The organism is uncultured Alsobacter sp., from assembly GCF_945952055.1.
Classification (GTDB): domain Bacteria; phylum Pseudomonadota; class Alphaproteobacteria; order Rhizobiales; family Beijerinckiaceae; genus Alsobacter.
In genome coordinates, this window is record NZ_CAMFHB010000008.1 from 1 (window position 1) to 21,493 (window position 21,493).

20 protein-coding genes are annotated in these 21,493 nt (G+C 70.2%); 8 read left to right on the forward strand and 12 right to left on the reverse strand.

Annotated elements, in window-relative coordinates; all coding sequences use genetic code 11:
* The 3 genes from Q0Q47_RS07995 to Q0Q47_RS08005 all read left to right on the forward strand — a co-directional run.
* Positions 1-936 (forward strand): SUMF1/EgtB/PvdO family nonheme iron enzyme (locus Q0Q47_RS07995; RefSeq protein ID WP_293857125.1); only part of this gene is annotated, 936 nt, incomplete at its 5' end.
* Between the two features lie 185 nt (positions 937-1,121).
* On the forward strand, positions 1,122-1,286 hold the full coding sequence (locus tag Q0Q47_RS08000) for a Flp family type IVb pilin (protein WP_293857128.1): 165 nt from the start codon (positions 1,122-1,124) through the stop codon (positions 1,284-1,286).
* Positions 1,287-1,441: 155 nt separating this feature from the next.
* Complete coding sequence (locus Q0Q47_RS08005; protein WP_293857131.1) at positions 1,442-2,593, forward strand: aromatic ring-hydroxylating dioxygenase subunit alpha; 1,152 nt, start codon at positions 1,442-1,444, stop codon at positions 2,591-2,593.
* 245 nt (positions 2,594-2,838) lie between these two features.
* On the opposite strand, the gene Q0Q47_RS08010 is transcribed toward Q0Q47_RS08005, so the two are convergent.
* From Q0Q47_RS08010 to Q0Q47_RS08035, 6 genes are read right to left on the reverse strand one after another with little or no spacing between them, the layout of a single operon-like run.
* Entirely contained in the window at positions 2,839-3,414 is a 576-nt protein-coding gene (locus Q0Q47_RS08010; RefSeq protein ID WP_293857134.1) for a nuclear transport factor 2 family protein, read from the reverse strand.
* 14 nt (positions 3,415-3,428) lie between these two features.
* Complete coding sequence (locus Q0Q47_RS08015) at positions 3,429-4,397, reverse strand: branched-chain amino acid ABC transporter permease (protein ID WP_293857137.1); 969 nt, start codon at positions 4,395-4,397, stop codon at positions 3,429-3,431.
* Positions 4,394-5,302: a branched-chain amino acid ABC transporter permease gene (locus Q0Q47_RS08020; RefSeq protein WP_293857645.1), complete on the reverse strand. Its 909-nt coding sequence runs from the start codon at positions 5,300-5,302 to the stop codon at positions 4,394-4,396. Before Q0Q47_RS08020 ends, Q0Q47_RS08015 begins: the two co-directional genes overlap by 4 nt.
* Before the next feature lie 18 nt (positions 5,303-5,320).
* Positions 5,321-6,031, reverse strand: coding sequence for an ABC transporter ATP-binding protein (locus tag Q0Q47_RS08025; protein WP_293857140.1), 711 nt, complete (start codon positions 6,029-6,031; stop codon positions 5,321-5,323).
* Positions 6,024-6,785, reverse strand: coding sequence for an ABC transporter ATP-binding protein (locus Q0Q47_RS08030; RefSeq protein ID WP_293857143.1), 762 nt, complete (start codon positions 6,783-6,785; stop codon positions 6,024-6,026). The genes Q0Q47_RS08025 and Q0Q47_RS08030 overlap by 8 nt, the downstream gene beginning before the upstream one ends.
* A 36-nt stretch (positions 6,786-6,821) precedes the next feature.
* Positions 6,822-8,021, reverse strand: coding sequence for an ABC transporter substrate-binding protein (locus Q0Q47_RS08035; RefSeq protein ID WP_293857145.1), 1,200 nt, complete (start codon positions 8,019-8,021; stop codon positions 6,822-6,824).
* A gap of 144 nt (positions 8,022-8,165) precedes the next feature.
* On the opposite strand from Q0Q47_RS08035, the gene Q0Q47_RS08040 reads away from it, so the two are divergent.
* Both Q0Q47_RS08040 and Q0Q47_RS08045 read left to right on the forward strand, forming a co-directional pair.
* The gene (locus tag Q0Q47_RS08040) at positions 8,166-8,756 is read left to right on the forward strand and encodes a carboxymuconolactone decarboxylase family protein (RefSeq protein ID WP_293857147.1); all 591 of its coding nucleotides are present in this window, start codon (positions 8,166-8,168) and stop codon (positions 8,754-8,756) included.
* 63 nt (positions 8,757-8,819) lie between these two features.
* Positions 8,820-9,098, forward strand: coding sequence for a hypothetical protein (locus tag Q0Q47_RS08045; protein ID WP_293857149.1), 279 nt, complete (start codon positions 8,820-8,822; stop codon positions 9,096-9,098).
* A 92-nt stretch (positions 9,099-9,190) separates the two neighbouring features.
* Here the strand turns inward: Q0Q47_RS08045 and Q0Q47_RS08050 are convergent, their stop codons facing one another.
* The 6 genes from Q0Q47_RS08050 to Q0Q47_RS08075 form a co-directional block, all read right to left on the reverse strand.
* Positions 9,191-10,975 carry an adenine deaminase gene (locus Q0Q47_RS08050; protein ID WP_293857151.1) on the reverse strand — a complete coding sequence of 595 codons (1,785 nt, stop codon included), beginning with the start codon at positions 10,973-10,975 and terminating at the stop codon, positions 9,191-9,193.
* 11 nt (positions 10,976-10,986) lie between these two features.
* Entirely contained in the window at positions 10,987-12,012 is a 1,026-nt protein-coding gene (locus Q0Q47_RS08055) for an ABC transporter ATP-binding protein (RefSeq protein WP_293857153.1), read from the reverse strand.
* The gene (locus Q0Q47_RS08060; protein ID WP_293857155.1) at positions 12,005-12,778 is read right to left on the reverse strand and encodes an ABC transporter permease; all 774 of its coding nucleotides are present in this window, start codon (positions 12,776-12,778) and stop codon (positions 12,005-12,007) included. The genes Q0Q47_RS08055 and Q0Q47_RS08060 overlap by 8 nt, the downstream gene beginning before the upstream one ends.
* On the reverse strand, positions 12,771-13,610 hold the full coding sequence (locus tag Q0Q47_RS08065; RefSeq protein WP_293857157.1) for an ABC transporter permease: 840 nt from the start codon (positions 13,608-13,610) through the stop codon (positions 12,771-12,773). Before Q0Q47_RS08065 ends, Q0Q47_RS08060 begins: the two co-directional genes overlap by 8 nt.
* Positions 13,611-13,794: 184 nt before the next feature.
* On the reverse strand, positions 13,795-14,820 hold the full coding sequence (locus Q0Q47_RS08070) for a PotD/PotF family extracellular solute-binding protein (protein WP_293857159.1): 1,026 nt from the start codon (positions 14,818-14,820) through the stop codon (positions 13,795-13,797).
* Positions 14,821-14,963: 143 nt separating this feature from the next.
* Entirely contained in the window at positions 14,964-15,794 is an 831-nt protein-coding gene (locus Q0Q47_RS08075) for a hypothetical protein (RefSeq protein ID WP_293857160.1), read from the reverse strand.
* Positions 15,795-15,866: 72 nt separating this feature from the next.
* On the opposite strand from Q0Q47_RS08075, the gene Q0Q47_RS08080 reads away from it, so the two are divergent.
* From Q0Q47_RS08080 to Q0Q47_RS08090, 3 genes are all read left to right on the forward strand, one after another.
* Entirely contained in the window at positions 15,867-17,882 is a 2,016-nt protein-coding gene (locus Q0Q47_RS08080; protein ID WP_293857161.1) for an adenylate/guanylate cyclase domain-containing protein, read from the forward strand.
* Between the two features lie 125 nt (positions 17,883-18,007).
* On the forward strand, positions 18,008-19,594 hold the full coding sequence (locus Q0Q47_RS08085) for a caspase family protein (protein ID WP_293857162.1): 1,587 nt from the start codon (positions 18,008-18,010) through the stop codon (positions 19,592-19,594).
* A 224-nt stretch (positions 19,595-19,818) separates the two neighbouring features.
* Positions 19,819-21,423 (forward strand): caspase family protein, encoded by a 1,605-nt coding sequence (locus Q0Q47_RS08090; protein ID WP_293857163.1) that lies wholly within the window; start codon positions 19,819-19,821, stop codon positions 21,421-21,423.
* The last annotated feature ends 70 nt before the right edge of the window (positions 21,424-21,493 follow it).

The following is a 21,493-nucleotide window of genomic DNA, read 5'->3' on the forward strand; positions in this document are numbered from 1 at the left end:
GCCCTGGTCGGCCTGCCCGGGGACGCCGGAGCGCGGGGCGCGCTGGTGGCCGCCGGCTGCGTCGGGCCCGGGTCGCCCGCCTGGCCGGCGCTCGAGACGGCGCTGGTCGCGGTCATCGCAGCCGGATCCCTGACCGCGCGCCTGCGCGAGGATGCAGGGCGCATCCTGTCGCGGCACGGCGACCCGCGCGACCTCGACGCCCTCGTGCCGGTGCCGGGCGGCTCCTTCACGATGGGGGCGCCCGCGCCCGCCAACTCCGCCCCGCCGCACCGGGCGACGGTCGGCCCGTTCCGCATGGGCCGCTTTCCGGTGACCAACGGGCAGTTCGAACGCTTCGTCGCGGAGACCGGGCGGGCGTGGCGCAGTCCCGAACGCGGCAAGCCCGACCGACGCAGCGCACCGGCGACCGATCTCACCTGGCGCGACGCGCGAGCCTATTGCGCCTGGCTGACCGACCGCTGGCGGGCGGAAGGCCGGATCGGAGCGGGCGAGACGGTGCGCCTTCCCACCGAGCCCGAATGGGAACGCGCCGCGCGCGGCGACCAGACCGGAACCGACGGCGCGGTGGTGTATCCCTGGGCGGGGCCCTGGAACCCGGACGCCGTGAACGGCGACGAGACGGGGTTCAACGACACCTGCACCGTGGGGATCTTCCCGGCGGGACGGGCGCCCTATGGCTGCCTCGACATGGCCGGCCAGGTCTGGGAGTGGGTGAGCACGTTGTGGGGCGAGGACATGGGCAAGCCCTCCTTCGCCTATCCCTATCGCGATGATGGGCGCGAGGACGCCGACGCGGGCCCCACGATCCGGCGTGGACTGCGCGGGGGCTGCTTTTCGAGCGGGCCGCCCAAGGCCTGCTGCACCTACCGCGGCAGCCTGGAGCCTGACGGGTTCTGGCGCGGCAACGGGTTCAGGATCGTGGTTGCAGGCCCTTGAACGGCGAGCCGCCGAGCCCGGAAGCGGGCCGTCGACCGTCGGGATCACGTCCCGAAAACAGCAGGTTTGCGAAACCGTTCGCTAACAATGACCGCAAGTGGGCTTCGGGTAAACGCAGTGGTTAACCTCGCAGCAGGCGTGCTCGTCTAGGTTACATTCACCTGCTTGAAGAGGAGAACCTGCAGATGCTGAAGCGCTTCATGAACGACGAGTCCGGTGCCACCGCCATCGAGTACGGCCTGATCGCTGCGATCATCGCGGTCGGCCTGATCGCCTCGCTCCAGGCTCTGAAGACCAACCTCGTCACCACGTTCACGAACGTCGGCAACGCGGTCAAGGGCGCCAACTAAGCGATTGCCTCGCGGCCTACTCGCAAAAGGGCTCGGCTTCGGCCGGGCCCTTTTTTTGTTCCGCCCCGTCGCCCGGCAGCGCGCTTCACAGGCCCCGCGGCCGCTGCTAATCTATCGATATCGATCTAAAAACGATCTCGACGGGGAAACGGGCCATGGACAACAAGGCGGTCGCACGCGAACTGGTCAGGCGCGCCCTGGAACGGCAGTCGGTCCGCTCCACCGACCAGGCCGAGGCTCCGATGCCGCTGCCGGTGTCGGCCTATCTCGATCCCTACCGCTACCGGCACGAGATCGACCGCATCTTCAAGCGCCTGCCACTGGCGCTGGCGCTGTCCATCGAGATCAAGGAGCCGGGCTCGTTCCGGACCATGGAGATTCTCGGCGTGCCGGTGCTCATCACCCGCGCCGACGACGGCAAGGCCCGCGCCTTCATCAACACCTGCCGTCACCGTGGCGCGCCCGTGTGCGAGGAGAAGCACGGCAAGTCGGACCGCTTCGTCTGCCGCTACCACGCCTGGTCCTACGACCACTGCGGCAAGCTCGTCGGTATGTATGGCCAGTCGACCTTCGGCGACATCGACCGCAGCGCCTTCGGCCTCACGCCCCTGCCCTGCGCCGAGCGCTGTGGCCTCGTCTGGGTGGGCCTGCGCCCGGACGTGCAGTTCGACATCGACGAGTGGCTGGGCGACTTCGCCGAGCAGCTGAACAGCCTGAAGCTCACCGAGTGGTACATCTACACCCAGCGCGAGCTCGAGGGGCCGGGCTGGAAGGTGGCCTGGGACGGCTATCTCGAGAGCTACCACCACAACACGCTGCACGCGAACACGGTGGGCAAGTTCACCATCGGCAACCTGATGCTGCACGACACCTACGGGCCTCACCAGCGCATCACCTTCGGCCGCAAGTCACTCATGGACATCATGGGCAAGCCCGAGAGCGAGTGGGGCGACCCGGAGGAGCACGTCCGGCTCATCCACTCCGGCTTCCCCAACCTGTCGATCTCCGGGATCCTCGGAGACCATGCGCTGGTGAGCCAGGTGTTCCCGACGGATCGCCCCGACCGCACCATCACCCGCCAGACCGTGCTCGCGGCGCGCGAGCCCAAGACCGACGCCGAGAAGGCCGCCACCGAAGGCTTCAGCCAGGTGACACTGACGGCGGTGAAGGACGAGGACTATGAGATCGGGCTCAAGATTCAGAAGGGCCTGGAGTCGGGCGGAAACCGCGAGTTCGTGTTCGGGCGGAACGAGCCGGCGCTCCAGCATTACCACAAGTGGGTGGCGAGGCTTTCGGCGGTGGATTGAGCGGCTGGGGGTTGGTGCGTCCTTCGACTCGGCCCTTCGGGCCGGCTCAGGATGAGGACCTTTGTTGTTGAACACAAAGGGACTTTTTTCTCCAGCCACCTCTCAGCCGTCCTGCCCGGGCTTGGCCCGGGCATCCACGACTTTGCCGGGACCATGCTGAAGTCGTGGATGGCCGGGCCAAGCCCGGCCAGGACGCGGAGAGGGTGTCGCAAGCTGGACCGGAGGCTCGTGCCGGCACCAACCGCTTACCTCTTCGCCGCCGACCGCCCATGCGCCCGGTCGAAATCCTTCCACGCCGCCAGCGTCTCCGGGTAATCGGCCTTCCGCCGCTCGGCCCCCACCGCCAGACGGTGCTCGTTGTTGAGGGCCGAGCCGTACTCGGTCACCGGCACGTAGTAGAGGAAGTGGATCGTCCGTTTGGCGAAGAGCCAGCGGCCCGCCTCGCGCCGGTAGACGTCCTCGTATTTCATCGCGGCGATGCTGACGACGTTGTTGGGCGTGGTCTCGGCGTGGGAGAGGACGAGGCCCGTGGCGCGGTCGGGGTCGGCGTCGTCGAAGGCGACCATGCGGTCGTGGGTCCAGTGGAAGGCCGGGCCGCGCACGTCGAAGAGCTTCACGAACATGGCGGCGATGGCGTCGCGCCCCTTGCCGACGAGGAGCCCGCTCGGCGAGGCGAACTCGGCATCGGCCGTGAAGAGGCTCGTCAGGCGTGGCATGTCGTGCTCGTCGCAGGCGATGGCATAGGCCGTCACCAGCTCGCCGATCTCGGCGCGGGCCTCGAGCCGGTCGATGCGGCGCAGAAGATCCTGGTCGTTCGCCATGGCGTGTCCTCCGATCACCTGGTCTTGCGGGCGAAGAGCCCGGACAGGGTTCCCACGACGCCGCTGCGCAGCAGCAGCACGAAGCCGACGAAGAGCGCGCCCTGGATGGCCTGGACCCAGGCCCCCGTCTTGGCGAGCGCGTCGAACATGGTCATCAGCACGGCGGCCCCGACGATGGGGCCGAGCGCGGTGCCGATGCCGCCGATGAGCACGGCGAGCAGCACCTCGCCCGACATCGAGAAGTGCACGTCGCCGAGATTGGCGAGCTGCAGCACGATGGCCTTGGTCGCCCCGGCGAGCCCGGAGATCGCGGCCGAAAGCGTGAAGGCGAGGAGCTTGAAGCGGCGCGTGTCGTAGCCCAGCGAGACGGCCCGGGGCTCGTTGTCGCGGATGGCCGTGAGAACCTCGCCGAAGGGGGAGTTCACGGCGCGGTTCACGATGGCGAAGCCCGCGAGGAAGATGACGAGCGTGACGACGTACATGCTCGTGTTGTCGGCCAGGCTGATGACGCCGAAGAGTTTTCCGCGCGGCCCCGTCTGGATGCCGTCCTCGCCCATGCTCCAGGGCGCCTGCACCAAGTAGAAGTAGACGACCTGGGCGAGCGCCAGCGTGATCATCGCGAAATAGAGGCCCGTCCGCTTGATCGCGAGCCAGCCGATGACGGCCCCCAGCGCGGCCGCCGCCGCCGTGCCGGCCAGGATGCCGAGCTCGGGCGTCAGGCCGACCACCGTGACGAGATGCGCGCAGACATAGGACGCCAGGCCGAAGAAGGCGGCGTGGCCGAAGGCGAGCAGCCCGAGATAGCCGAAGAGCAGGTTGTAGGCGCAGGCGAAGAGCCCGAAATACAGGATCTTCATCGCCAGCGTCGGGTAGACGACGAGCGGCAGCAGCGCCCCCGCCGCCGCCAGGCCGACGAGGTAGGCCAGTTCGCGGGCCCGCGGCGAGGCGAGCCAGGCCGGCGTGGAGGACGGTTTCCCGCTCATGTGCGCCCCATCAGGCCCTGCGGCCGCGCGAGCAGGATCAGCGCCATGAACACGAAGATCACCGTGGTGGAGCCCGGCGGGTAGACCACCTTGGTGAGCCCCTCGATGAGCCCCAGCAGGAAGCCGCTGACGATGGAGCCGAGGATCGAGCCCATGCCGCCGATGACGACCACGGCGAATACGATGATGATGAGGTTCTGCCCCATCTGCGGGCTCACCTGGTAGATCGGCGCGGCCATGACGCCGGCGAGCCCCGCGAGCGCCACGCCGAGCGCGTAGGTGAGCATCAGCATGCGCGGCACGTCGATGCCGAAGGCCTGCACCAGCTCCGGGTTTTCCGTGGCGGCGCGCAGATAGGCGCCGAGGCGGGTCCGCTCGATCAGGAGCCAGGTGCCGAAGCAGATGATGATCGACGCGACGATGACCCAGGCCCGGTAGTAGGGCAGGAACATGAAGCCGAGATTGAACGTGCCCTGGAACTCCTTCGGCGTGCCGTAGGGCAGCCCCGCCGAGCCGAAGCGCACGTGCAAGAGGCCCTCCACCATCATGGCGAGGCCGATGGTGAGCAGGAAGCCGTAGGCGTGGTCGAGGTCGTAGACCCGGCGGATGAAGATCCGCTCGGTGGCCATGCCGACGACGCCGACGATGACCGGCGCCAGGATCAGCGAGGGCCAGTAGCCGATGGACGGCAGGCCGCTGCCGGGAAAGAGCTCGGGCAGGTTCAGAAGCGCCCAGGCGACGAAGGCGCCCAGCATGTACTGCGCCCCGTGGGCGAAGTTGGCGATGCGCAGCATGCCGAAGATCACTGCCACGCCGAGGCTGAGCATGGCGTAGAACGAGCCGTTGATGAGCCCGATGAGCAGCTGCCCGAAGACGGCGGCCGAGTTGTAGGTCTTGCCCAGGATCTCGATCGTGAACACCGGTCAGACCCCCAGCATGGTCTTGAGCTCGTCCTGGCGGGCGGCGATCTCGTGGTTGGTCATCTCCGCGACCACCCTCCCCCCGTCGACGACGTAGTGCCGGTCCGCCACCGTCGCGGCGAAGCGGAAGTTCTGCTCCACCAGCACGATGGTGAAGCCGCGCTGCTTCAGGACCCGCAGCACCTCGCCGATGGCCTTGACGATGACCGGGGCGAGACCCTCGGTCGGCTCGTCCAGCAGCAGCAGGCGCGCGCCGGTGCGCAGGATGCGGGCGATGGCCAGCATCTGCTGCTCGCCGCCCGAAAGCTTGGTGCCGGGCGTCCGGCCCCGGGACCGCAGGTTCGGGAAGAGGTCGTGGATCTCGGCCACGGTCATGCCACCCGGCGCGACGACCGGCGGCAGGAGCAGGTTCTCCTCCACCGTCAGGCTCGCGAAGATGCCGCGCTCCTCCGGGCAATAGCCGATGCCCAACCGCGCGATGGCGTTCGACTTGAGACCCACCGTCTCGCGACCCTCGAAGACCACCGAGCCGGTGCGCTGGCGCAGGATGCCCACGATGGAGCGCAAGGTGGAGGTCTTGCCGGCGCCGTTGCGCCCGAGCAGCGTCACCACCTCGCCCCGGCGCACCACGAAGTCCATGCCGCGCAGGGCCTGGCTCTCGCCGTACCAGGCCTGCAGGCCGCGCACGGTGAGGTGGGGCTCGGCCTCAGTCATGGCCGGTCCCCATGTAGGCGTCGATCACGGCCGGGTTGTTGGCAATGTCGGCATAGCGGCCGGCGGCGAGCTGCTGGCCGTGCATCAGCACCGTGATCGTGTCGGACAGCGTTTCGACGACCGAGAGATTGTGCTCGACCATCAGCACCGTGCGGCTCTTCGCCACGGTGCGGATGAGCTCGGTGATGCGGGCGATGTCCTCCTGCCCGAGACCGGCCATGGGTTCGTCGAGCATCAGGAGCTCGGGGTCCAGCGCCAGGGTCGTGGCGATCTCCAGCGCCCGCTTGCGGCCATAGGGCAATTCGGCGGCGGGCACGTCGGCGGCGTCGGAGAGACCGACCTGGTCGAGCAGCGCCTCGGCCTGGTCGTTCAGCCGGTCGAGCCAGGCCGACGACATCCAGAACCGGTAGGACACGCCGGTCGGCCGCTGCAGGGCCATGCGCACGTTGTCGCGCGCGCTCTTGCGGCCGAAGACGGCGGAGATCTGGAACGAGCGCACCATGCCGAGGCGTGCGACGTCCCATGGTCCGAGCCCGGTGATGTCGCGCCCCTTGAACACGATGCGGCCGCGGGTGGGCGGCAGCACCTTGGTGAGCAGGTTGAAGACGGTCGTCTTGCCGGCCCCGTTGGGGCCGATGAGGGCGTGGACGGTGCCGCGGTGGACGGTGAGATCCAGCCCCCGCACGGCGGTGAAGCCGCCGAACTGCTTCGACAGTCCGGAGGCCTCCAGAATGATCCCGGCGGATGACGTCATCGCGAGCCTTCGCCGGTTACCTGCAAGTCCCGATGGTCAGAGCTTGCAGCCGCTCTGATCGACCGGCAAGGGCGCACCCTGCTCCAGCGTCAGCTCGCGAGCCACCTTCAGGAGGTCCCACGGGCCCTTGCTCTCGGCCGGGCTCTTCACCTCGAAGACGTAGCGCTGCTTCACCACGCTGCCGTTCTCGCGCACCCGCCCGTCCTTGGTGTTGAAGTAGTTGATCGGCAGGGAGCGGACCTTGGCCATCACGGCGTCGCTGTCCGTGGTGCCGGCGGCCTTCACCGCGGCGAGGTAGTGCATGACCGAGGTGTAGACGTTGATCTGCTGCGGGGTCGGCGGCTTCTTGATCTTTTCCTCGAAGCGCTTGGAGAAGGCGCGCAGGTCGTCGGAGAGATCCCAGTAGGCCGAGTCCACGAAGGTCACGCCCTGCGCGACCTCGAGGCCCAGCGCCTTCACGTCGGTGACGAACATGGCCGGGGCCACGATCTTCTTGCCCTGCTTGACGAGGCCGAACTCGGCGAGCTGCTTGATGGCGTTGACGGTGTCGAGGCCGCCGGACGAGAGCGCGATCACCTTGGCCCCGGAGGCCTGGGCCTGCACGACGGCCGAGGCGAAGTCGGTGCTGCCCATGGGGAACAGCGCCTCGCCCAGGAACTTGCCGCCGTTCTTCTCGATCAGCGCCTTGAGCTGGTTCGCCATCTCGCGCGTGCCGGAATAGTCGGCGGTGATGTGGAACCAGGTGTCGCCGCCGGCCGCCACGACGCCGGCCGCGACGCCGTTCGTCTGGATGTGCGTGTCGGTGGACCAGTGCACGGCCCAGGGCGAGCAGTACTGGCCGGTGAGCGAGGACGCGCCCGTCATCTGCCAGTTGATCTTCTTGCGCTCCTTGGCGACGCCCTGCACCGCGATGGCGACCGCCGTGTTCACGATGTCGAAGATCGCGTCGACCTTCTCCTGGTCGTACCACTGGCGCGCGATGGAGGAGCCCACGTCCACCTTGTTCTGGTGGTTGGCGCCCACGACCTCGATCTTGACGCCGGGCATCAGCTTCTGGCTGTCGGCGGCGGCCAGCTCGGCGGCGTGCAGCGAGCCGGGGCCATAGGCGTCGGCGAGCGGTCCGCTCATGTCCGACAGGACGCCGATCTTCACCTGCGTCAGGGGGGTCTGGGCCATCGCCGGCGCGCAGGCCAGCGCCAGCATCGCGGCGCCTGCGAGCATTGCTCTCATCAGCATGGTGCGTCTCCTCAGGGGCGCCGCCTCCTGGGTGGGACGGCTTTGTATATCGATTTCGATGAGTTTAATCTGAGCCTCCGCGGTCGTGCAACAGAGCCGGCTGCGTTTGGAGCCCGCCAGAGGCTCAACTGGGAGTGAGCGACCATGGCCCGCCTGAAGCCCCTCGACCCCTCCGCGTTCAGCCCCGACCTGCAGGCCTTCCTCGGCCCCGCGGCGCTGGCCGATCCGGCAAAGCTCGGCGTGCTGCGGATCTGGGCGCAGCGTCCGGACATCGCGATCGCCTACCGCACCTTCATCCAGGCGATTCTCGCCAACGCGGTGCTGCCGCGCCGGCTGATCGAGCTCCTGCGCATCCGCATCGCCTTCCACAACCAGTGCCGCAGCTGCATGGCGATCCGCTATCGCCCGGGCGTGGAGGAGGGCGTCACCGAGGATCTGGTCTGCGAACTCGCCGCCCCGGAGGAAGCCACCGACCTCACCGAACGCGAGCGCGCCGCCCTGCACTACGCCGACCTCGTGGCCACGAACCACCTCGCCATCTCGGACGCGACCTTCGACCGCCTGCGCGAGCACTTCACCGAGCCCGAGATCGTCGAGCTCGCCATGCACATCGGCTACTGCGTCGGCTTCGGGCGGATCGCGATGTCGTGGGACATGGTCGACGACCTGCCGGACCGCTTCAAGGACCGCTCCGGGCCGATCACGCCGTGGGGCGGCGACGCGACGGTGGTCTAGTCGCCGGCAGACGAAGGCTTAACCGGCGTTGTCCAGAGTGTCCCCACACGAGGAGTGGCGGCGATGCGGCGGATCGAGATCGGAGAGGGGCTGGAACTCGGCTTTCCCGGGCGCTCGAAGGATTTTCGCGAAGGCGTCGAGATCGGCCTGCTGGCGGCCGCGCTGATCTACGGTGCGCCGAGCGTGACGCTCGCGGTCAGCGTGCGGGCGATCCCGCAGGCCTCCGAACTTGCCCGCAAGCTCGGTTATTCCATGACCCGCGCCCCGAACCAGACCCCGGAGCCCGATGCCATCCAGTTCGTGTTCAAGGATACGAAGCGGCTGCGGGTGGTGAAGGGGTAGGCTTCCCCCTTTCGACGCTCCATCTCTCCGCGTCATCCCCGGGCCAAGCCCGGGCATGACGGTGGAGAGGTTGAGCCTTTGAAAAGAAACACCTAATCCGCCGCGATCAGCATCGGGTGGATCTCTCCCGTCGATCCGTCCGTCAGCCCCAGGTCCGTCAGGTGGGGCCCCGGGTTGCACGCCAGGCTCGCGCCGACGACAGCCTTGAACACGCGGTAGGGCGGCTTCCAGTTCACGATGGTGTCGGCCGCGGCCTTGATGGCGCGGAAGCCCTCGGCCACCTCGGGCGCGGGGGCATCCGACAACAGCCCACAGACCGGGAGCGGCAGCACCGCCAGCAGCTTGCCGCCGCTGGCCACCGCCATGCCACCTCCGCAGTCGATCAGCGCGTTGGCGGCGAGCGCCATGTCGCCGGGGTCGCGGCCGAAGACGGTCAGGTTGTGGCTGTCGTGGGAGATCGTGGTGGCCAGCGCGCCCTTCCAGTCGCCCCAGTCCTGCAGGATGGCGAGTTCGGGCGCGGCGGACCACTTGCCGTGGCGGTGGATCATGGCCATGACCGTCCCGTCCTCCGGCAGGCTGATGACGCCGTTGCGCACGGCCACGCGCTCCTCGCCCCATTTGGTGAAGCGCGGCGTCACGATGGTGCGCACCCGCGCGGTGCCGTCCGGAACCTCGGCGAGCTTGATGACGAAGTCGTCGGCGGTCAGCGGGTCGACCTTCATCGTGTCGCGGAAGGGTACCGCTCCCTCGGCGGCCGCGATCGGCTGCGTCAGCGCGCCGTTCTCGGCAGCGAGGCGGCCGGAGACGAAGACCTTCTCGACACCGAGGCCCGCGAGGTCGGAGAGCACCATGAGATCGGCGCGCCGGCCCGGGCCGACGAGCCCGAGGTCGCGCCGGCCGATGCGCATCGCGGCATTGAGGGTGGCGGCGCGCAGGGCGTCGATGGCCGGCAGGCCGTAGCGCACCAGCCGGCGCAGCACGTCGATCATGCCGCCCACCGAGACGAGGTCGTCGGGAAAGACGTCGTCGGTGCAGATCGTCATCGTCTGCGGCAGGTGCGGCAAGGTCTGCAGCGCTGCGACAGCGCCCGGCAAGACGTAGTCGTGCGATCCGCGCAGCTCGATGGTGAAGCCGGCGCGCAGCTTCTCCAGCAGGTCGTCGCCGGAGACCAGCTCGTGGTCGGATTCGATGCCAGCGGCGGCGAAGGCCTGCAGGGCCTGGCCGGACAGCTCGCGCCCGTGGCCGCAGACGAGCTTGCCGCTCTCCAGCCCCGCCGTGACGATGCCGCTCATGCGCGGCGCGCGGTCGATGACGCCGCGCATGTCCATGACCTCGGCGACGCCCACGACCTCCGGCCAGGAGAGCATCTCCTGCATTTCCGGGCGCTGCACGTCGGCGCCGGCCACCTCGATGCCAGGGGCCGACGGCACGCAGGACGGCGCCAGCACGAGGATGCGCAGCGGCAGGGCGCGGCTCGCCTCGATGGCCCAGCGCACGCCCTCCAGGCCGCGCACGTTGCCGACCTCGTGCGGGTCCCAGCAGATGGTCGTGGTGCCCTGCGGCACGATCGTCTCCGCGTAGCGGCGCGGCGTCACCATCGAGCTCTCGATGTGCAGGTGCGTGTCGATCAGCGTCGGCGCCACGTAACGCCCGGCGATGTCGTGCACCGTCGCCGCGTCCGAGCGGCTGCCGCGCGGATGGACGCTGGCGACGAGCGGGCCGACGAGGCCGATGTCGGCCTCGCGCAGTTCGCTTGTGGCGACGTCGACGAGGATGCCGCCGGTGAGCAGGACGTCGAAGGGCGCCTGGCCGCGGGCGGCGCGCACGGCGCGGTCGCGCAGGGCCTGGTCGTCGAGATCGTGCGGTTCGGTGGTCATGCGGGCACCTGTCAGGGCTGGGCGAGCGGGGCGGCGGTGGCGAGCGGCAGGTCGAAGGGCACCGTGTCGCCGTTGGCGTAGCGGGTCTGGGCGGCCGGCGTCTCGGCCTTGATGGGGCCGAGCGACGTGTCGAGAAGATACTCCACGGTCTGGCCGAGATAGGAGGCCCCGAGAACGCGACCCTGGTAGGCGCCCTGCCCGAGCGCAATGCCCTGCGGCCGCCACGCGAGCGCCCGCGTTCCGGCGGGGACCGCGGAGGCATAGGCGACCGCCCCCGCGCTGCCAGTGAGCCGTCCGCCCTCCAGCCCGAAGGTGTTCTCGAACCCCATGAAGCGCGCGACGAACCCCGACGCCGGCCGTTCGTAGATCTCCTCGGGCGCGCCCATCTGCTCGATCCTGCCGGCCCGCATGACGACGATGCGGTCGGCGAGCGCCAGCGCCTCGGCCTGGTCGTGGGTGACGTAGATCATGGTGATGCCGAGCTCGCGCTGGAGCCGGCGCAGTTCCGAGCGCATCTCCAGGCGCAGCCGCGCGTCGAGGTTGGACAGCGGTTCGTCGAGAAGCAGGAGGCGCGGCTCCACGACGATGGAGCGGGCGAGTGCGACGCGCTGCTGCTGGCCGCCGGAGAGCGCCTTGGGGACACGCGCCTCGAAGCCGGTGAGCCCGACGCTGGCGATGGCCGCCCTCGCCCGCCGGTCGAGTTCGCCGGCCTCGACCCGGCGCAGCCGCAGGCCGAAGGCGACGTTGTCGTAGACGCTCATGTGCGGGAAGAGCGCGTAGGACTGGAAGACGAGCCCGATCTCGCGCTTGTTGGCCGGCACGCGGGTGATGTCGCGCCCGTCGAGCACGATGCGCCCGCCGGCGGGCTCCATGAGCCCGGCGATGGCGCGCATGGTCGTGGTCTTGCCGCAGCCGGACGGGCCGAGCAGCGCGATGAGTTCGCCGCGACGGACCGCGAGGTCGAGCTTGTCGACGGCGACCGACCCGCCATAGGCGAGCGTCAGGGCCTCGAGGGAGAGGAAGCGCGGATCAGACATAGCGGGACAGTCCGAGCAGCCGTTCGGCAACGACGACGACGGCGAGCGACAGGAGGGCGAGCAGGGCCGAGAGCGCCGCGACCGAGGGGTCGTAGTTGAACTCCATGTAGGAGAGCATCTCGATCGGCAGCGTGGTGACGCCGGGCCCGGACAGGAAGAGCGAGACCGGCACCTGGTTGAACGAGGTGACGAAGCCCAGGATGAAGGCCGCCACGATGCCGGAGCGGATGTTGGGCAGCACGATGCGGAAGAAGGCCCCTGCCCGGCTGGCGCCCAGCAGGATCGCCGCCTCCTCGATGTCGACGCGCAGGTTGTTGAGGCTCGCCGAGACGATGCGCACCGCATAGGGGATGAGCAGCGCCGTGTGCCCGAGGAAGAGCCCCAGCATCACGGGGAGGCCGAGCGGCACCAGCAGGAAGCGCAACAGCGCGAGGCCGACGATGATCCCCGGTACGATGATCGGCGCCGTGACGATGCTGCGCACCGCCTCTCCGCCCGGGACCTTGTAGCGGTCGAGCGCGTAGGCCGCCGGCACGCCGAGGACGAGCGCCACGAGCGTGGCGCCGACGCCGAGCAGCATGGAGACGCCGAAGGCGGCGCGGAAGCTCTCGACCTCGAAGACCTTGGCGACCCAGCGCAGCGACAGGCCGGGCGGCGGAAAGGCCAGCGTCTCGCCGCTCGACAGGCCGGCGATGACGATCACGACGAAGGGGCCGAGCAGGAACAGCATCACCAGCGCGAGGAGGACGGACCCGAGGCTACGCATGAGCGCCTCCGGCCCGGCGGCCCGCCGCGAGACGGCGCAGCAGCACGTTGGTGGCGATGCTCATGACGATCAGGATCACCGAGATGACGCCGGCTGAGACGAAGTCGTTGGCGACCGAGACACGCTGGTACAGCAGCGTCTCCAGCATCAGCACCTTGGACCCGCCGAGCATGGCCGGCGTGATGTAGGCGGTGAGCGAGCCGACGAAGACGAGCGTTCCGCCCACGACCAGCCCCTCGCGCGTCAGCGGCAGGATGATCTGCCAGAAGACGCGCAGCCACGAGGCGCCGAGCACGCGGGCGGCGGGCACGACGTCGGCCGGCAGGTTTTCCAGCGCCGAGAGCAGCGGCAGCACCGCGAGCGGGAAGAAGAGCTGCACGAGGCCCAGGAACACCGCCGTCTCGGTGAAGAGGATGCGCAGGGGCTCGTCCGAGAGGCCGAGCTTCAGCACGAGCACGTTGAGGAGCCCCGTGCGCCCGAGGATCACCACCCAGGCATAGGTGCGCGCCACCGGCGAGATCATGAGCGGCAGGATGAGCACGCCGACGAAGCGCCCGCGCGCTGCCGGCCCGAGCCCAGTGATGGCGAGCGCCGCCGCATAGCCCACCACGAGGCACACCGCCGTGACCGTCAGCCCGAGCCTGAGGGTGCGCAGGAAAACCGCCTGGTTCAGCGGGTCGGCGAAGAAGGTCGTGAAATAGGCGAGGCTCCAGCCCGCCGGCGTGCGGAAGCTCTCCGCCAACAGCAGCCCGACCGGCAGAAGGAACCCAAGCGCCACGAACAGTGCCGCCGGCAGGACGAGGGCAAGCCCGATGCTGCGCTTCTCGAACACGGGGGTTTGATGCCTTTCCGATCGGGGCTCCCCCTCTCCGCGTCCTGGCCGGGCCTGGCCCGGCCATCCACGACTTTGCCGGGGCAGGGTTGCTCGTCCCCGCCGAAGTCGTGGGTGCCCGGGCCAGGCCCGGGCATGACGCGCGGAGAGAGGGCGCGCCTCTACTTCACCAGACGTCCGATCCTCACCGCGCGACCTTGCCGTTCCAGCCCGCGAGCCACTTCTCGCGGTTGTCCAGCAGGTCGGCGGGCTTGATGAGCTTCAGCGAGGCGACCGTGTCGGCGCCATAGGTGAGTGCCTGGGCCTTGTCGTCGGCGAGCTTCACGTCCTTGTTGGCGGGGCTGTCGACGAGGGCGTTGGAGATCTTGGTCTGGACCTCCTCGGAGAGCCAGTAGTCGATGAACTGGTGGGCGAGGTCGACCTGCTTGGAGCCCTTGACGATGGCGAGCACGTTCATGCCGCCGCCCATGCCCTCCGTGGGCGTGGCCCAGGCGATCGGCATCTGCACCTTGCGGATGCTCGGCCAGTCGAAGCGCCCGACCACGGCCGCGAAGATCTCCTCCTGCTCCATGAGCTGGGGCACCTGGGCGCCGCGGGCGTAGAAGGTGACGATGTCGCCCTTGTTGGCGGCTATGGCGTCGATCGCCTTGCCGTAGTCCGGCGTCGTGCCGCCGAGCGCCTTGTCGAGCATGCTGAGCAGGATCGGCGCCTGGGTGGTGGCGATGTTGGGCAGCGCCACGCGGCCCTTCAGCGCCGGCTGAAACAGGTCCTTCCAGGACGCGATCTTCACCTTGTCGGTGCGGTAGACGATCGACGTCGAGTAGAAGGTGTAGCCGACCGCCATCTTGTCGCCGAGCGGATCCTTGGCGATGTCGTAGAGCTTGCCGAAGTTGGCGAGCTTGCCCGTGTCGATGGGCTGCAGGAGGCCCTTCTTCGCCGCGTCGAGGGCCACGAAGTCGGCGATCGCGGTCACGTCGACGACAGGGTTGGCCTTGTTGGCCTCGAGCTTGGCCAGGCGCTCGCTGGCGTTGCCGGCCTCGATCACCACCGTGCAGCCGCACTTGGCCTCGAACGGGGTGTAGAGGTCGCGCTTGTAGACGTCCTGCGAAATGCCGAACACCGAGACGGTGAGGGTCGGCTTGTCGGCGGCGTGAGCGGTGCCGGTCAGCATCAGCGCGGCGGTCGCGCCCAAAATCGTTCGAACGAGCATGATGGATCTCCTCGGTCAGGCCTTATGCATGATCCTTGCCGAGACATGCACGATCCTGGCCGGGAACGTCACCGGGGACGTGGGTTTCCCACCGATTTTACCGGTCTATGCGCCTTCGCGGCGGCGACCCGCAGCGCGGCGCCTCAGCGCACGATGGTGTAGAGCAGGTCCGACACGATGGGGGCCTGCGGCGTCGGCGCGCAGGCGGCCACCGCCTTGGCGCGGGCCCGGATGGCGGCCGAGAGTTCGGCCAGCGTCTTCGGCCTGCCGCTCTCGAACAGGTCGAGATAGCCGCACGGACTTCTCTCCGGCGCGACGGCGAAGGCGATGACGCGGCCCTCGCCCGGATCCGAGCTCGCCTGGATGCGGGCCGCGGCATTGTCGGGGACCATCACAGGCGTGCCGGCGGGGACGGCCGCGCCCTTGCCGCCGTCCGGCTTCTGGATGAGCGTGAGTTCGCCCGAGTGGTCCTGGTCGTAGACGAACACCGCGGCGCGGATCCCAGGCGTGACCGTCAGCCGGATCGACGCGCCCGCCTTGACGCGGGGACCGCCCTCGATCGCCATGGCGACCGACGGCGTGCCGGTCGGGCCGGGCCTGCTGGAGCGCATGAGCACCCCACCGGCGACGCCCGACGTCTCGGCCATGGTCATGCCCTGGCAGGCCACGCGCTCGCGCTTGCCGACCGTGCCCGTGGTCTCGAGCCCCGCGAAGCTCACGTCGAGCTTGCCGCCGGAGATCTCGACCTTCACGCAGTTGCGGTGGTGGACGACCGTCACCTGGCTCCCGGCGCCGATCTCGATCGAGGTCGGGGCGTTGAAACTGGTGAAGGGCTTCAGCTTGGACCTGACGGGGCCGCTGACCGCGGTGACCGTCGCCAGGGCGAGGCCGTTGTCCTCGTCCTGGGCCTGCGCGAACGCGCCACTGGACATGGTCACCGCCAGTCCCAATGCTAGCCATCCCACTCGGGTCATCGATACGGCTCCAGCGCAGGTGATTCACGGATCCATCAGAAGCGGCGCGCCCGGCGGGCCGGGCAAACCATCATGACACGCAGCCGCTACCCGTTCGTTGCTGCCGCCATGATGGCGCTTGCTATCACCTTTGCCTCGCCCTGGCTGTGCTGGCCCGCACTTGACGGACTGATCGACGACGCCGGCACCCTCGTCCGCTACGAGGCCGGCGCGGAGCATGCCCCCAGCACGAGCGTCGCCGTGCTCGCGGTCGACGGCGACAGTCTCGCCGCGCGGGACCTCAGGGGCACCCCTCGCCTCCTGTTCGGGCCCGTCTGGGGCGATCTCACCACGTCGCTGATCAAGGCCGGCGCCAAGGCCGTCGTGTACGACTTCATGTTCGCGCTGTCGGTCGACGACTGGCTGCGGCGGCAGAAGGTCGGCCAGGGCGGCGTCGACGGCCCCTTCCTCGAAGCCATCCAGGACCACGCCGACAAGGTGGTGCTGGCCCGCAGCGGCGGCCAGTTGCCCGCCATGCCCTACCGGCTGGCGCTCGATGCCGAGGCCCATCCCGAGCGGCTCGGCCTCGCCGAGATCGTGTCAGACCCCGACGGCGTGGCCCGGGAGATGGCGGCACGGTTCCCCGGACTGGACGGGACCCTGCTCGCGTCCCTGCACGAGGCCGCCGTCGTGGCCGCCGGCGGGCAGGCGCGCCGGTCGGCTCCGGCCGGCACGCGCCCACGGCTCGACGGCCCCCTCGAGACGATGATCCCCACCATCGGGCTCGGCGCCTGGCGACGCTGCCTGGCCGCGGCTCCCGACGGAGGAGACCTGGCGCGCCGGGTGGCGGGGCGCGTGGTCTTCGTCGGCTCGGTCCTGCCGGAGGAGGACCGGCGCAGCGCGGGCGACAGGCTGGTCCTGCGCGCCTGGCCGCGTGGCCCGGCGCCGCCGCCGCCCTCCGAACCCTGCACCCTCGGCGAGCCCCGGCCATCCGCGCCGGCGACCGGATGGGTCCCGGCCGTCTACCTGCACGCGGCCGCCACGGCGGCCCGGCTGGAGGGACGGGCGCTGGCCCCGGCGGGCGCCATCCCCGTGGCGACGCTGGCCGGCATCACCGCCATGACGGCCGGCGGCATCGCCGTGGCCTGGTCGATCCCCGCCGTGATCGCGGGCCTCGCCGGCCTCGCCGTGCTGGTGCTGGCGGCGGCCGTACTGGCGCCCATGGCCTTCATCCACCTCACGGTGTCGCCGGCGCTGGCGGGGCTGGTCGCGACGGCGGCCTGCGTGCTCGCGTTCCGCTTCCTGGTGATCGAGCGGCGCGAAAGGCTCATCCGCACCGCCTTCGGCCGCTATCTCTCGCCCACGCTCGTGGCCGAACTCGCCGCACAGGAGACGCTGCCCGCGCTGGGCGGCGAGACGCGCCAGGTCACGGTGCTGTTCTCCGACATCGCCGGCTACACCCGCCGGGTCGACGGGCGCCCGCCCGACGAGGCGATCGCGCTCGTCAACCGCTGCCTCTCCACCATGGTGAGGGCGGTCGACGCGAACGGCGGCTATGTCGACAAGTTCATCGGCGATGCGGTGATGGCGCTGTGGAACGCGCCGGCGGCCCAGCCCGACCACGCCCGCAGGGCGCTCGCCGCCGGGCTGGAGGCCATGGCGGCCCTGGACGCCGAGGAGGCCGGCGCGCCCGATCCCATCCGCTTCCGCATCGGGATCGAGACGGGCGAGGCGTCGGTCGGCAACATGGGCACCGAGGGGCGCCTGTCCTACACGGCCATCGGGGACACGGTGAACCTGGCGGCGCGCCTGGAGGCGCTCGGCAAGCCCTACGGCGTGCCGGTTCTCGTGGGGCCGGGCGCGGCCGCCGCGATCGGCCTCGACCAGTTCCTGGCGCTGGACGACGTCGTTCCCGCCGGCATGAGCCGCCCGGTGACGGTCTTCCTGCCGCGGGCCTGCGTGCGGCGCGAGGAGGCCGATGCGTTCGCCGCCGCCCATGCGCTGGCGCAAGACGGCCACCCCGGCGAGGCGAAACAGGCGTTTGAAGCCCTCGCCCGCACGTCGACCGTCCTCGCCGCCGTGTCGCGGCTGCGGGCCGGCAAGCTTTAAGCACGTTCCTTCACGCTGTTGTCCCAAGCGCCTGTCGACGTGCCCTTGCGCACAGACTTTAAGGTGTTGGCGTTTAGCAATGTTGTATAGGTTGATGCACGACGTTGAGCTGGGGTTGTATTGCCGTGGTCCGCTACGCCGTTCTGTTCGTTCTCGTGGCCCTGGGACTGGCCACGCCGGCTTTCGCCGAGCGCAAGGTCGCGCTGCTCATCGGCAATTCGGCCTACAGTTCGGTCGCGCCCCTGCGAAATCCAGCAAACGACGTCGCGCTGATGGCGCGGACGCTGCGAGACGCCGGCTTCGACGTCGTCGAGACCGCCCTCGACCTTGACGACCGCGGCATGCGCCAGGCCCTGCGCCGGTTCGAGGACAAGGCGGCCGACGCCGATGTCGGCGTCGTGTTCTATTCCGGGCACGGCATCGAGATGAACGGGCAGAACTACCTCGTGCCCGTGAACGCCCGCCTTGCCGCCGACGCCGACGTGAAGGACGAGGCGATCCCGCTGGACCGGGTGCTCGAGGCGGTCGAGCGCGTGAAGCGCCTGAAGCTCGTCATCCTTGACGCCTGCCGGGACAACCCGTTCATCGCCACGATGCAGCGCTCGGCCGGGCAGCGGTCGGCCGGACGCGGCTTCGCCCGGGTGGAGCCAGCCGCGACGGGCACCCTCATCGCCTATGCGGCCAAGGCCGGGACGACGGCGGCCGACGGGACCGGCGCGAACAGCCCGTTCACGATCGCCCTGGCCAAGCACGTCGCGCGGCCCGGCGTCGACATCCGCCTGGCGCTCGGCACGGTCCGCGACGAGGTCCTGGCGGCCACGGGCCAGAAGCAGGAACCGTTCGTCTATGGCTCGCTCGGCGGATCGACGCTGACCCTGGGCCCCCTCGAGCCGCCCAAGGCCGCGGCGCCGCCGCCCCCGGCGGTCGCCGCCGTGCCCGCCCCCGGGCCGGCGCCCGACGCCTGCGGCTATGCCGGCGCCCACTGGGGCCAGGCCGAAAAGCTCGACCGGGTCGAGCTGTACGAAGAGCACCTGAAGCTCTTTCCCACCTGCCCCTTCGCGAGCTTCGCCCGCATCCGGATCGCGGAGAAGACGGCACCCGCCTCCCAGAAGGTGGCGAGCCTGCCCCAGGCCGTTCCCCCGCCGACCGCACTGCCGCCGACGGTTCCGACCCCCGCGCCACCCGCCCAGCGCAGCCTGTCGGAAGGCGAACTGGTGCGCTCCGTCCAGCTGGAACTGCAGCGGGTCGGCTGCGAACCCGGCAAGGTCGACGGATCCTGGAACGCCCAGACGCGGTCGGCGCTGACGCGTTTCAACACCTTCGCGAAGACGACCCTCGACACGAAGGCGATTTCCGAGGAGGCCCTCGCGGCCCTGCGCGGCCGGGACGAGCGCGTTTGCCCTCTCGCCTGCGCCACGGGCCTGCGCGCCAGCGGCGACCAGTGCGTCCCCGTCGTCTGCGGGCCCGGCCAGCAGCTCTCGCCGCGGGGCGCCTGCGTCGCGGTCCCCCAAACCGCCCCCAAGCCCGCGCCGACGGCGAAGGCCGCGCCGGAGCCCGCGCCCGCCCAGGCGGCCGAACCGGCTCGGACGACCGGAGGCGGGGCGGCCGGTGTTTACGACACCCCGCAAGCGGGCATGACCTGCAACAGGTTCGGTGGCGGGGGTGCCTTCAACGGCGGGCAACCTCAACGGCCGGTCTATTGGTGCAAGTGAGCCAGAAGGTGGCATCCGCGCCGGCCGCAAAGCCTGAAGGGCCCGCCGAGCCGGCCGGCGGCCACGTCTGGACCGCAACCGCATCGCCCATGCCCAGGAACGCTCCGGTGCCCAGGACGACAGATTTTTTCTCGACAACCGGCGCAGGACAGGGTGGGCTCTTGGAGCATCATGCGACCGCCCTGCATTCGAGAGCCTGTCGTCGGAGGCGCCGTCAGACCGCCATGCCCATCGTCCGCATCGTCCTGCTGCTTCTCGTCACGCTCCTGGCGGTCGCGTCTCCCGCGCACGCCGAGCGCAAGGTCGCCCTTCTCATCGGCAACGGCGCCTACAAGTCCGTGCCTGCGCTGCGGAACCCCGGCAACGACGTCGCGCTGATGGCGAAAACGCTCCGCGAGGCCGGGTTCGACGTGGTCGACACGGCCCTCGACCAGGACGAGCGCAGCCTGCGCCAGACCTTGCGGCGCTTCGAGGACAAGGCGGCGGATGCCGACGTGGGCGTGGTGTTCTACTCGGGCCACGGCATCGAGATGAACGGGCAGAACTACCTCATTCCCGTCGATGCCCGCCTGTCGGCGGATGGCGACGTCAAGGACGAGGCCGTGCCGCTCGACCGCGTGCTGGAGGCGATCGACCGGGTGAAGCGGCTGAAACTCGTCATCCTCGACGCCTGCCGCGACAATCCCTTCCTCGCCTCGATGCAGCGCAGCGTCGGGCAGCGGTCCGTCGGCCGCGGGCTGGCCCGGGCGGAGCCGGCCTCGACCGGCACCCTGATCGCCTATGCCGCCAAGGCCGGGACGGTCGCCCTGGACGGCACCGGCGCGAACAGCCCGTTCACGACCGCGCTGGCGCGGCACGTGGCGAAGCCGGGTCTCGACATCCGCCTGGCGCTCGGCACGGTGCGCGACGAAGTGTTGTCCGCCACCGGACAGCGGCAGGAACCCTTCGTCTATGGATCGCTCGGCGGCTCGACCCTGACGCTCGGGCCCGCGGAAGCGGCCAAGCCGGCGGCCCCCGCGATTGCGGGCCTGGCGCCGCCGGTCGCCGTCGCTCCGGCTCCCGTCCAGGATGCCTGCGGCTATGCCGGCGCCCATTGGGCGCAGGCGGAGAAGGTCGACCGGGTCGAGTTCTACGAGGAACACGTCCGCCTGTTCCCCACCTGTCCCTTTGCCGGCTTTGCCAGGCTCAAGATCGTGGAGAAGACCTCCGGGGTCGCCGGCGCGGCCAGTGCATCGTCCGCGGCGTCGCAGCAGGTCGCCGCCCTGCCCCGGCCGCTCTCCCCGCCAGCCGTGCCGCAGACCACGCCGGAAGCCGCTCCGCAGCAGGCCCGCAGCCTCACGGAGGGCGAACTGACCCGTCTGGTGCAGGCGGAACTGAAGCGCGTCGGATGCGATCCCGGCCGCGCCGACGGCACCTGGAACGCGTCGACCCGATCGGCCCTGACGCGGTTCAACACATTCGCCAAGACGTCCCTGGAGACGAAGGTGGCTGCCGCGGAGACGCTGGAGGCCCTGCGCAGTCGCGAAGAGCGCGTCTGCCCGCTCGCCTGCGCGACGGGAACCAGGGCCAGCGGCGACGAGTGCCTCCCCATCGTCTGTGGCCCGGGCCAGCAGCTCTCGTCCCGCGGGGCCTGCGTCGCGGCGCCGAAGGCGGCCCCCGCCGCGGCCTCGGCCGCCAAGGCCGCCCCCGCGCCGGCCCGCAGCCCGGCCCGTCCCGCCACCGGCATGTACGACACGCCCCAGGCCGGGATGAGTTGCACGCTGTTCGGTGCGCCGCTGGTCGTCGGAGCCGCATCGGCTCCCGCCCGACCGACGTATTGGTGCAAGTAGCCGGCGGCAGGGCCGGCGCCTGTCGTGCGGCGGCCGAGACCGCCCATGATTTTCGACGTGCTGCGCATTG